This is a genomic window from Streptomyces sp. UH6 (assembly GCF_013421635.1).
Taxonomy (GTDB): domain Bacteria; phylum Actinomycetota; class Actinomycetes; order Streptomycetales; family Streptomycetaceae; genus Streptomyces; species Streptomyces abyssomicinicus.
Map to the genome: position 1 here is coordinate 1 of NZ_JACADT010000074.1, position 12,041 is coordinate 12,041.

The 12,041-nt window shown below is 71.6% G+C and carries 8 protein-coding genes; 2 read left to right on the top strand and 6 right to left on the bottom strand.

All coding sequences use genetic code 11. The features are described 5' to 3' along the window. The 3 genes from HW445_RS07295 to HW445_RS07305 all read right to left on the bottom strand — a co-directional run. Window positions 1-373: tetratricopeptide repeat protein (locus tag HW445_RS07295; RefSeq protein WP_180220206.1), on the bottom strand; the 373-nt coding region annotated here is incomplete at its 3' end. Window positions 374-421: 48 nt separating this feature from the next. Next, entirely contained in the window at window positions 422-1,027 is a 606-nt protein-coding gene (gene coaE, locus HW445_RS07300) for a dephospho-CoA kinase (protein ID WP_180220207.1), read from the bottom strand. Between the two features lie 91 nt (window positions 1,028-1,118). Then, window positions 1,119-4,814, bottom strand: coding sequence for a toll/interleukin-1 receptor domain-containing protein (locus HW445_RS07305; RefSeq protein ID WP_180220208.1), 3,696 nt, complete (start codon window positions 4,812-4,814; stop codon window positions 1,119-1,121). 151 nt (window positions 4,815-4,965) lie between these two features. Here HW445_RS07305 and HW445_RS07310 point away from each other — a divergent pair, with 151 nt between their 5' ends. Continuing rightward, complete coding sequence (locus HW445_RS07310) at window positions 4,966-5,853, top strand: DUF4231 domain-containing protein (protein ID WP_308798565.1); 888 nt, start codon at window positions 4,966-4,968, stop codon at window positions 5,851-5,853. 138 nt (window positions 5,854-5,991) lie between these two features. On the opposite strand, the gene HW445_RS07315 is transcribed toward HW445_RS07310, so the two are convergent. The 3 genes from HW445_RS07315 to rpsA form a co-directional block, all read right to left on the bottom strand. Further along, window positions 5,992-6,933, bottom strand: coding sequence for a PAC2 family protein (locus HW445_RS07315; protein WP_180220209.1), 942 nt, complete (start codon window positions 6,931-6,933; stop codon window positions 5,992-5,994). Between the two features lie 115 nt (window positions 6,934-7,048). Next, window positions 7,049-8,665 carry a flavin monoamine oxidase family protein gene (locus HW445_RS07320; RefSeq protein ID WP_180220210.1) on the bottom strand — a complete coding sequence of 539 codons (1,617 nt, stop codon included), beginning with the start codon at window positions 8,663-8,665 and terminating at the stop codon, window positions 7,049-7,051. Window positions 8,666-9,018: 353 nt separating this feature from the next. Continuing rightward, on the bottom strand, window positions 9,019-10,509 hold the full coding sequence (gene rpsA / locus HW445_RS07325) for a 30S ribosomal protein S1 (RefSeq protein ID WP_151772746.1): 1,491 nt from the start codon (window positions 10,507-10,509) through the stop codon (window positions 9,019-9,021). Between the two features lie 444 nt (window positions 10,510-10,953). Between rpsA and HW445_RS07330 the strand changes: the two genes are divergently transcribed. Further along, window positions 10,954-11,805, top strand: coding sequence for a class I SAM-dependent methyltransferase (locus HW445_RS07330; protein ID WP_308798568.1), 852 nt, complete (start codon window positions 10,954-10,956; stop codon window positions 11,803-11,805). Window positions 11,806-12,041 lie beyond the last annotated feature (236 nt).

Consider the following 12,041-nt stretch of genomic DNA (forward strand, 5'->3'; position numbering starts at 1 on the left):
CGAACCGGGCGGCCCGCAGGAAGTCGGGCCGGGGGTCCAGCGCGGCGGCCAGCCGGAAGTGCCGCCGGGCCTGGTCGTGCTTGCCCTGCCGCTCGTAGGTGCGGCCGAGGGCGAAGTGCGCGTAGGCGTTGTCCGGCTCGCGCTCCAGCACGACGGCGAACTCCAGCTCCGCGGGCCTGAGCTGCGCCGCGGCGAAGAACGCCCGGGCCCGCAGCAGGCGGGCCGCGGTGTTCTCGGGATGGGCGTCGATCACCGCGTCGAGCAGCTTCACGGCACCCCTGGGGTCGCGCGCGGCGAGCAGCTGCTCGGCGGCGCGGAAATCTATGACGTGCGTCTCGGGAGTCCTCCCGGACGCACCACCTGTGTCCGGCACGTCTGGTTCCTTCCCGGTACGGACGGCTCCGACGCGCCGCCCGGGCCGCTATCGGGCCGGCCGGGCCCGCCGCGCCAGCTCCTGCCAGACCTCGGCGACCCTCCGCTCCAGCTCGGGCAGCGGCACGTCGTTGTCGATGACGATGTCCGCGATCTTCAGCCGCTGCTCCCGGGTGGCCTGGGCGGACATCCGGGCCCGGGCGTCCTCCTCGCTCATCCCGCGCAGCCGGGTCAGCCGGTCGAGCTGGGTGGCGGGGTCCACGTCGACCACCACGACCAGGTCGTACAGCGGCGCCAGGCCGTTCTCGGCCAGCAGCGGCACGTCGTGGACGACGACGGCGTCGGCGGGGGCGGCGGCCTCCAGGGCACGGGACCGCTCTCCCACCAGCGGGTGCACGATCGCGTTGAGGACGTCCCGCTTCCCGGGGTCGGCGAAGACGATCGCGCCGAGCTTCGGCCGGTCCAGGCTGCCGTCGGCGGCCAGCACCCCGGCCCCGAAGGCCTCCACCACGGCGGCGAGTCCCGGCGTGCCCGGCTCGACGACCTCCCGGGCGATCCGGTCCGCGTCGATCAGCACCGCCCCGTGCCCCACGAGCAGCCGGGACACCTCGCTCTTGCCGGCGCCGATTCCGCCGGTCAGCCCCACAGTCAGCATGGGCGCAGCCTAGTGCCGCGCCCGCTGGGTCACCGATTCGGGTCCGCGGCCGGCGGGCTCGTGCGGATTCGACGCCCGGGACGGCCGGGCCTCAGCAGATCCGCCGGTAGCGTTCTCCGGGCGCCGCGGCCTGCCATTCCTTGGGGGTCATGGGGCTGCCCGTGATCGAGCAGAGTTCCGTGGCCCAGCGGCGTGGGCCGGTGAGCACCGAGTGGAGACCATCCTCCCCGACGGCGAAAAGGCGGTCCCCCGCCCCGCTGAACGCGACGGCGCCGGCGACCACCGACACTTCCGGAACCGCGATGCTCCGTTCCAGAGTCAGGTCCCAGAGCAGCAGACGGAGATCGCCCGTGACGGAGGCGACACTGAGCCCGTCGGCGCTGACGGCGACTCCGACGGTGCGCTCGCCGGCGTCCGGAGCCGCCCGTACGACACGACGGGTGAGCGGGTCCCACAGGACGAGGGCCGGGTTCCCCTCGCCCACGCCCCCGAGGACCAGGAGGCCGTCGGGTGTGAACGCCGAGGTGACCGAACGCGCGACGGGTTTCCCGACGCGCTTGCCCGTCCTGGTGTCCCAGACCTGCACCGTCCGCAGTCCGCCGCCCACCGCGATCAGCGAACCGTCCGGGCTCACGGCGACGGCCTCGACGATGCCGACTTCGTAGTCCGGGCCGAACCGGTGGCCGGACTTCCAGGAGTCCGTGTGCCAGCTGTACACGGACCTGCCGTGGTATTCGGCGAGATAGAGGGTCCGTCCGTCCGGGGCGAACTTGAGGACGGTCGGCTGGATCTGGGGCGAAGCGATGCCCTGGGTCTCCAGCTCGGCCAGGCGACGCCCGGTCCTGGTGTCGAAGACCTCCACCTGGGCGCGTCGCTCCCATCCCACGCCGCGTGCCTCGGCGACGGCCAAGCGGGTCCCGTCCGGTGAGAGGGCGACGCGGTGCGCCTCCGCCTCGGGGCGAACGGTCCGCAGAGGACGGCCGTCGGACCGGCGGACGAGGCGGACCGGGCCTCCGGCCTCCATGACGGCCAGGATGTCCCCGTCCATGGCGACCGCCGCTTCGTCGACCTCCGTGCCCACGGACTCGTAGTGCGTGAGCAGCCGCCCCACCGGGCCGTGGTCCCACAGGGTCACCGTTCCGTTGGACCCTGCGGCGGCTGCCAGCCGTCCGCGTGGTCCGAGGGCGATCTCGTGGCCGGGCAGGTCTGCCTTCCTGAGGCCGGACCGTGTGTCGTACAGCGTGAACTGCGCCGTCTCCTGGTAGATCGAGAAGGAGGTGTCGGCGACGGCGAGCCACCTCCCGTCGCCGCTCAGGAACACCTGCGGGCCGTACCCTCCGGTGGGCGGTGCCTCGACGCCGCCGAGCCGCTTGCGGGACCGCAGGTCCCACACCTCGAACCGGCCGGGTTCGGACGTGTCCCTGGCCGCGAGGTATCGGCCGTCGGGGGTCAGCGCCTCGAAGCCCAGCCCGTCACCCACGGTCCACCCGGCACGTCCCGAGGCGGTGAGCACCCGGATGGTCCCGTCGTGGATCATGACGGGCGCCCCGGACTCCGACACACCGAGCAGCTGACCGGCCGGCAGTTCCAGCGGCGCCTTCTCCGGGTCGGTCAGATCGCCCATGCCGGGCGGCCCGTCGCCCTTCGCCTCCACCGGAATGTCCGTCGCCCTGCCGTAGGCGCCGGCGGCCATGAACATGCCCGGTACCTCGGCGGTGACCGAGCCCGAGGCCACGTCCCACAACAAGATCCGCGCCCGCACTCCGAACTGTTGCACGGGCTTGACGAACAGGGTCTTTCCGTCCCTGCTCAGGTCCGCCCAGCTGAGGATGCCGTTCACGCCGAAGGGCCGCAGGTCCGCGCGCCCGACCTCCCTCATCGTCCGGGTGTCGACGAGAACGGCGATGCCGTCGCGCAGCACTCCGAGGGTTCTGCCGTCGGCGCTCATGCCGCCGCTCTCCGCCCTCGCCATCGGGCTGCCCGGCACGATGCCGCGCGAACGCAGCGTGGTGGTGTCCCAGACCTCGGCGGTGGCGTCCTCCCGCCAGATGACGAGCAGCGACTCGTCCAGGCTGAACGTCACCTCCGACACGGGGGCGCGTCCCGCCGGGATCACTCTTCGTACCTTGTCGAAGCGGCCGAGTTGCCGCATCAACGACTCGCGGGCCTCCGCCGTGTCGGCCTGGGAGTACGCCGCGGCGCTCAGCAAGGCGGCCTGTCGGACATCTCCCCCCGTTCGTTCGGAGGCCGCGGCGGCGAGCCGGCGTGAATCGGCCTCCCTGCGCTGGGCCAGGGTCGCCGCCTCACTGGAGACGACGAGCGCGGCGAGCGCCGCCAGGGCCACGCTCATGGACACCGCCGCGACACGGAACCGGACTCCGCGGCGGCGGGCCGCCGCCCGGCTCGCTCCGAGGAACTCCATCTGTTCGCCGGTGAACGCCGCCCGGTCGTCGTCCTCGTCGGAGGGCTGTTGCCGCCAGGCCTCGGACACGACCAGTTCGTGGCCGCGGAGCAGCAGCGCTCCGTTCCGGCCGCTGCTGTGCCATTCGTGCGCGCGCAGTCCGATCCGCGTGTGGAAGGCGTTCCAGCGGTGCCTGCTGCGCACGAACGCGCGGATGCCCTCGACGCCGTCCGCGAACTGCTCCGGGCGGGTCATCCGTAAGAACTGGTACTCGACCAGCTGTCCCCAGCCGTTGTCGCGCAGCGCTCCGCTGACTCCCTGTTCGAGCGAGGGGTCGATGACGACGGGAAGGACCCGCTTGCCCAGCGCCAGCGCGCGCTCGCATTCCAGCCAGCAGTACTTCGAGTTCAGCGAATCCCGGCTGACCAGGACGATCAGCGCGTCGGAGCTGCGGATCGCCTCGTCGATGCTCTCGCGCCACCGTGTCGAAGGATCGATGTGCAGCCAGTCGACCCACACCTCGCGCAGGAAGGCGGACAGCCCCGTCCGGAGTCTCTGGGCGAACTCCGCGTCCCGCCGGGAGTAGCTGACGAACACCTTGCCGCTCGTCTCCCGGGGAGGGCCTTGCTGCTGGGCCTCGGTCAGGTCCTCGAAGACCTGGCCGGCAGCGGCGGAACGCGTCACCGCCTCGCGGGCGGCGGCAGCCGCCGCTCCGACGACGAGTCCGGTGCCCGCGGCGAGGAACGGCCAGTACGGCGCGGCCGCCGCCACCCCGAACGGGCTGTCCGCGATCCGGTCACCCAGGAACCGGTAGCAGTCCTCCAGCAGGTGCAGTTCGTCGACGAACGACTTGGTACGCCGGCCGAGGGGCAGCGTGTAGTACTGCACGTACCAGGCGGCGCCGCCGTAGAGGACCGCGCCGACCGCACCCCACAGAGCGACGGCGAACTCGGGGCGGGAGGCGGGGCCGGGCACTCCGGCCGTGTCCGGCCCGGTACCGGGGGGACGCGCCGCCAGCACACCCGTCCAGCGCAGCAGGACGAAGAGGACGACGACCGGCAGGAGCCAGTACAGGGCGTGCGCCGCCGGCGGGTACCGCAGCCAGAGCCCTCCGCCGAACAGGCCTGCCGCGACGACGAGGAACAGGAGTCGCTCGGGGTCCGCCAGGTTCCTCCACACGACCGTCGGGCGGGCGAGTCCCGCGCCACCGTGCTCTCTCCGGTACGCGCGCAGCAGTCGACGCTCCCGCAGGGGCTCGAAGCGGACGAAGACGAGGGCCGGAAGGATCAGTCCGGCAAGGGCGGGCAGCGGCCCCACGAACAAGGAGGACAGGGCCCAGGCGAGAAGGCAGGAACACAGCCACCACAAGCGTCGACGTACGAGCATCTCCGACTCCGTCCCCCCATGCGTCCTCGTCCCCACCGTAGACAGTCCGCGCACAGCGGTGAAGCTCTCGGCGAAGGTCGCCGTCGTCCGGTCAACTCCCGTGCTGCGTAAGAGGTTTCGCCGGGTCTCGACAGACAGCAGAATCGTTCTCGTGACGGTGCAGGGGCAAGAGACGATGCAGCAGGTGTGGGACCAGCAGAGCGTCTGGTCACAGAGCGCGGACCGGCTCAAGAGACTGGTGGAGACGTCACGGTCGAGGGCGCTCGCGCTCGCTGTCGCGGCGGCCGTCCTCGGAACGGCCGCTTCGCAGGTGATGAGCCGGAACACCTGGCTGGGGACGGGCCTGGCCTTCGTCGCCGCACTCGCCGCCGGCATGTCCCCTCTGCTCGCCCGTCGCGGCGGCCCCACCCAGATGAGCGACTGGATCCGGACCCGAGCCGTGTCCGAGGCGCTCAAGGGGGAGGTCTACACGTGCCTCTCGGGCGCCGGACCCTACGCGGACCGCGCGAACGCCGCCGCGGTCCTCATGGAGCGGGCAGATGGCTTCCGGGCGAACGCCGCCGACCTGGTGCGCCATACGGCGGGGGTCGCCCCGCGGTCCCGTGCGCTTCCGCCGGTGAGCGACGTGGACACCTACATCGAGCACCGGCTGCGGCAACAGATCGAGACGTACTACCGCCCCAAGGCAGCCTGGATGCAGAGCAGGGTGGATCTTCTCGGCAAGGTCGAACTCGCCTTCGGAGCCGTGGGCGCCCTGCTCGCCGCCGCCGCCGGCGCCTTCTCCGTCGGGGGGCTCGCCGCCTGGGCCGCCGTGATCGCCTCCGTCTCCATCACGGTCACCGCCCACGCGACCGCCCAGCGCTACGCGTACCAGCATCTGGAGTTCCTGCGCACGACCGAGGAACTGCAGCGCCTCCTCGACCGCCGCAGGACGGGTCCCGCGCCCACCGGCGAGAGCACCGGCGTCTTCGTGTCACAGTGCGAACACGTCATCTCCATCCAGAACGAGGCCTGGATGATCCGCTGGACCGTCGGCTGACGCGCCGGAAGTCCGGCGACAGCGGAGGAGCCGGACCCGGTGGCCCTCCGGCTCGCCCCGCACGTCGCAGACCCGCCCCCGGACCGTGACCCCGGCGCCCCGGGGAGCCCACCGGGGCAGAGCGGCGGCCCCGGGCCTTCAGCCCTCGCCGCCCTCCCGTTCGGCCAGGAAGCGCTCGAACTCGCGCCCGAGCTCCTCCGCGGACGGCAGCTCCGCCGGGTCGGCGAGCAGGTTGCCACGGGTCTCCGCCCCGGCCGCCGCGTCGTACTGGTGCTCCAGCCCCTGGACCAGGGCGACCAGCTCCTCGTCGCCCTCGCGGACCTGGCGTTCGATCTCGGTCTGGGTGCGCTGGGCCTCGGTGCGCAGCGCGTGCGCGACGGCGGGCAGCACCAGGCCGGTGGCGGAGGTGACCGCATCCAGGACGGTGAGCGCCGCGTCCGGGTAGCGGGAACGGGCGACGTAGTGCGGGACGTGCGCGGCGACGCCGAGGGTGTCGTGCCCGGCCTGGGTCAGCCGGTACTCGACGAGGGCCTCCGCGCTGCCCGGGACCTGGGCCTCCTGGATCGGGCTGCGCGGTGCGGGTACCAGGTCGGCGCGGTTGCCGTGCGGGGTGACGCCCACCGGGCGGGTGTGCGGGACCCCCATCGGGATGCCGTGGAAGTTGACGCTGAGGCGGACCCGCAGGCGCTCCGCGATCTCCCGGACGGCGGCGGCGAACCGCTCCCACTCGACGTCCGGCTCGGGACCGGACAGCAGCAGGAAGGGCGCGCCGGTGGCGTCCTGGAGGATGCGGAGCTCCAGGGTGGGCTCCTCGTAGCCGGACCAGTGGTCCCGGTCGAAGGTCAGCAGGGGCCGGCGCGCCCGGTAGTCCACGAGCCGGTCGTGGTCGAACCGGGCGACGACCTGGTGGGGCAGTGTGTCGAGCAGGCGGTCGACGATCAGGTCGCCGGTGTCGCCCGCGTCGATGTATCCGTCGAAGTGGTAGAGCATGACCAGACCGGCCGACTCCTGGGCGAGCGCCATCTCGGCGACGGCCAGGCCCTTCGGCTCCCATGCGTACAAACCCTGCGGATCAGGCACTGTGGGGGTCCTCCTGTCTTTCCTCGATCACAGAACGTGTCCGGAGGCGCGGACATTCCCGCGCCCCCGGAGTGGAGGGCCGGCAGGAGGCGGGCGGCCGCGGCCGCCGCCCCGGTCAGGAGGCCAGGACTCGCTGGTGGAGCTCGGTGACGACCTTGCGCGCCGAGGAGATGGCGCCGTGCTGCCAGGCGTCGAGGTGGCTCAGGTGGTCGCCGGCGAAGTAGACGTTGCCCTGCACCTGGTTGAGCGGGGCGAAGGCCGGGGCGTCGGGGCCGCCGGACATCGAGTGCCACGCGCCCTCGATGTGCGGGATCAGCTTCCACTGGTGGGAGAAGGAGGTGGCCAGCTCGGTGCGGTACTTCTCGCCGTGGATCTTCACGCCCTGGGCGACGGCCCGCTCCAGGCGCTGGGCGGGGGTGAGCGCCGAGTAGGCGTCGGCGTTGGACCCCGTGTTGTAGTAGCCGATGACCAGGCCGCGCTCCCCCAGGTGTCCGTAGGAGGGGTACCAGATGTGGCTGAGGTCGAGGTCGGTCTCGGTGATGCCACCGAAGATCTTGAAGTCCTTCTCCCACCACCGGCTGCGGTACTCGAGACCGATCTTGCCCGCCGAGGAGGCCCGCACGGCCTGGAGCGCGGTCTGGACGGTGGAGCCCAGGTTGTGCGGGGTCCTCGCGAGGATCCACGGGGCGAGGGTCGCGATGCAGTAGTCCGCCTTGACCACCTCGGTGCGGCCGCCGCGGGTGTAGGTGACCTCCACCCCGGACGGGGTGTTGTGGACGCCGGTCACGGCGGCGCCGGTGCGGATCCGCTCGTGGCCGACGGCGCGGGCGAAGGCCCTGGGTATCGCGTCCATGCCGCCGACCGGCTGGAACATCAGCATCGCCTGGTCGTAGGCGAACTCGAACGAGAAGTAGCGGCCCACGTTGGAGGCGAGCACGTCGGTGAGGGCGGGCACGTCGCCGAGGACCTCGCCGGGCTGCCCGGCGGCGCCGGGATCGACGCTCATGCCGCGGTGTTCGGTGCCGGTGTACTTGTAGTCGCCGCCGAGGGCGCCGTGACCGCGCAGGAAGCTCAGCAGGCGCTCCTTGTCGTCGGCGGTCAGGTCCGCGTCCAGCGCTCCCGCGCCGGTCGCCTTGGCGAGCAGTTCGGACACGTAGCCGTAGACGTCGGCCTTGGCGGTGCGGTAGCGGACCGGGGACGTCATGCCGTTGCGCTCGTTGTAGATCAGGGCGCTGGCGTTGCTGTTGGTGAAGACCTCGACCTCGACGCCGAGTTCGCGGCAGTAGTCGAGGGTGTTCATCCACTGGGCCAGTCGGCCGGGGCCGGCGTTCATGTACTGCCCCTTGCTGAAGCGCGCGGTCTGGGTGACGCCGTGGACGTCGGTGACGCTGTCGCCGCCGCGGATGGTGAGGTTGCGTCCGCCGACCCGGTCACGGGCCTCCAGGACGACGCAGTCGTATCCGGCCTTGCCGAGTTCGTAGGCCGAGGTGAGGCCCGCGATGCCGCCGCCGATGACCACGACCCTGGCGGGCCGTCCGGTGCGGCCCTGGAGGGTGAAGTCACCTCTGCGGGGGGCACGGAAGGGCGCCTCCTTCTCCGCCGCGTAGGCGGCGGTGGGGGCGAGGCCGAGCGCGCCCATGGTGGCGAACATCGCGCCCGCGCCGCCGGTGACGCCCACGGCCCTCAGAAAGCTGCGGCGGCTGGTACCGGAGGCCGGCTGAACGTGTGCCATGGCGGAGCCCCTTTCGGTAGTGATCTTGAATGACCGAAAGCGATCCTCACAGCGGCGTGTTACGCGCCGAGGGTTTCAGTTGTAGCGTGCACGTTTCTCCGCGTTACAAGTACATGCCAATCACCGACCGCCGGGGAACCACTGAGCGGGAGCAACCCGGGGGTGCGGGAACGACCTGGGGAACGGGAAGAGCCCCGAGGGGGAACGAGGGGGACGGACGGAGCGCGGGGAACGGAAAGGCCCCGCCCGCTCCCTCTCGGGTGCGGACGGGGCCTTTCCGTCAGGCTCGCGTCGGTTCGCGCGGAACCGCTCGCACGGAACCGCTCAGACGGAACCGCTCACGCGGAACGCGTTCAGCTCTGGCCGCCGGCCAGCTTCTCGCGCAGCGCGGCCAGCGCCTCGTCCGAAGCCAGCGCACCGGAGGTGTCGCCGCCCTCGGAGGAGTACGAACCGCCACCGGTCGCGGCCGGAGCGGCGTCGCCACCCTCGGCAGCGGCCTGCTCGTCGGCCTCGCGGGACTTGATGACCTGGGCCTGGTGCTGCTCGAAGCGGGTCTGCGCCTCGGCGTACTGGCGCTCCCACTCCTCGCGCTGCTTCTCGTAACCCTCGAGCCAGTCGTTGGTCTCGGGGTCGAAGCCCTCGGGGTAGATGTAGTTGCCCTGGTCGTCGTAGGACGCGGCCATGCCGTACAGGGTCGGGTCGAACTCGACCGCCGACGGGTCGGCGCCGAAGGCCTCGTTGGCCTGCTTCAGCGAGAGGCTGATGCGGCGACGCTCGAGGTCGATGTCGATGACCTTGACGAAGATCTCGTCGTTGACCTGGACGACCTGCTCCGGGATCTCCACGTGGCGCTCGGCCAGCTCGGAGATGTGGACCAGACCCTCGATGCCCTCGTCGACGCGGACGAACGCACCGAACGGAACCAGCTTGGTGACCTTACCCGGGACGACCTGGCCGATCTGGTGGGTACGGGCGAACTGCTGCCACGGGTCCTCCTGCGTCGCCTTCAGCGACAGGGAGACACGCTCGCGGTCCATGTCGACGTCGAGGACCTCGACGGTGACTTCCTGGCCGACCTCGACAACCTCGGACGGGTGGTCGATGTGCTTCCAGGAGAGCTCGGAGACGTGGACCAGACCGTCGACGCCACCCAGGTCCACGAAGGCACCGAAGTTGACGATCGAGGAGACCACGCCGGAGCGGACCTGACCCTTCTGCAGGGTCGTGAGGAAGGTCTGACGGACCTCGGACTGGGTCTGCTCGAGCCAGGCACGGCGGGACAGGACCACGTTGTTGCGGTTCTTGTCCAGCTCGATGATCTTGGCCTCGAGCTCCTTGCCCACGTAGGGCTGGAGGTCGCGGACGCGGCGCATCTCGACCAGGGAGGCCGGGAGGAAGCCACGGAGACCGATGTCGAGGATGAGACCACCCTTGACGACCTCGATGACGGTACCGGTGACGATCCCGTCCTCTTCCTTGATCTTCTCGATGGTGCCCCAGGCGCGCTCGTACTGGGCGCGCTTCTTCGAGAGGATCAGGCGGCCTTCCTTGTCCTCCTTCTGGAGAACCAGGGCCTCGATCTCGTCGCCGACCTTGACGACCTCGTTCGGGTCGACGTCGTGCTTGATCGAGAGCTCGCGGCTCGGGATGACACCTTCGGTCTTGTAACCGATGTCGAGCAGGACCTCGTCCCGGTCGACCTTCACGATGACGCCGTCGACGATGTCGCCGTCGTTGAAGTACTTGATCGTCTCGTCGATCGCGGCGAGGAAGGCTTCCTCGTTACCGATGTCGTTGACCGCTACCTGCGGCGTGGTGGCGGTGGTCTCGGTGCTGCTCGTCATGTGGGAAAGGGCTCCGGTACGGACATTGAAGTCGTAGGTACTGCTTACGCCGGGAGCCTGTTTCGCTCTGCAGAAGCCGGACAGCCAAGGAAGCGCCACTTTTTCAAGCAGCGCCTCGACAACCGAGGGGACATACAACAGATGCGAGCGCGACCTGCTACGTCTGAGGTGCGCAGGCCCGCAGCGCAACTTGTAGCATACGGGGGCAGCCGGGCAGGGTCAATGCGCGAAGCGCGCACCATGGTCGAAATGCCACAATCCCGGCAGAAATTTCGTCGTGCGAGGTAGCCGCCGCGTATCGCGCGGCACCCGCGGGCGGGCGTCCGTGACGGACTTCCGCACGCGGCGCGGGGTCGCGCGAACGGTTCGAAGATTAGCGGTGAGGAGCCGGTCATCCAAGAGTCCAGAGGGTCCAGCGGTGTACGGGCGGCCACGGATCCAGCCGTGACGTCGGCTCCCGCGGGCGCCCGCGCGGCGGCGGCGCCGGCCGGCGCCCACGAGGCGGACGAGGCCGAGGCCACCCGTCGTGAGGCCTCGGCGGCGGAGAGCTCCCGGGCCAGCCGGGGATGGTGGGACCGCAACGCCGACGAGTACCAGAGCGAGCACGGGGCCTTCCTCGGCGACGACCGCTTCGTCTGGGGCCCCGAGGGGCTGGACGAGGAGGACGCCCGCCTGCTCGGGCCTGCCGGGGCCCTGGAAGGGCGGGACGTCCTGGAGATCGGCGCCGGCGCCGCGCAGTGCTCCCGCTGGCTCGCGGCCCAGGGGGCCAGGCCGGTCGCCCTGGACCTCTCCCACCGCCAGCTCCAGCACGCGCTGCGGATCGGCTCCCCGTTCCCGCTGGTCGAGGCCGACGCCTCGGTCCTGCCCTTCGCCGACGGCTCCTTCGACCTGGCCTGCTCCGCCTACGGGGCGATCCCCTTCGTCGCCGACCCCGGACAGGTGCTGCGCGAGGTGCGCCGGGTGCTGCGGCCCGGGGGCCGGTTCGTCTTCTCGGTGACCCATCCGGTCCGCTGGGCCTTCCCCGACGAGCCCGGACCCGAGGGCCTGAGCGTGGCCTCCTCCTACTTCGACCGCACCCCCTACGTCGAGCAGGACGAGCGGGGGCGCGCCGTCTACGTCGAGCACCACCGGACGCTCGGCGACCGGGTGCGCGACGTGGTCGGCGCCGGGTTCCGGCTGACCGACCTCGTCGAACCGGAGTGGCCGGTGTGGAACGACGCCGAGTGGGGCGGCTGGTCGCCGCTGCGGGGCGGACTGATCCCGGGCACGGCGGTGTTCGTCTGCGACCGGGACTGATCCCGGACCCCCGCGGTGTTCGTCTGCGACCGGGACTGAGCCCGGACCCCCGCGGCGCCCCTGGGACACTGGCCGGGTGATGCGTGAAGCCGCCGCCCTGGAACTGCCCGTCCGTTCCGTCCTGCCCCGGCTGGACGAGGCGCTGGACGGCCGGGGCGCGGCCGTCCTGTGCGCGCCGCCCGGCACCGGCAAGACCACCCTCGTTCCGCTCGCCCTCGCCGGACTGACCGGCCCCG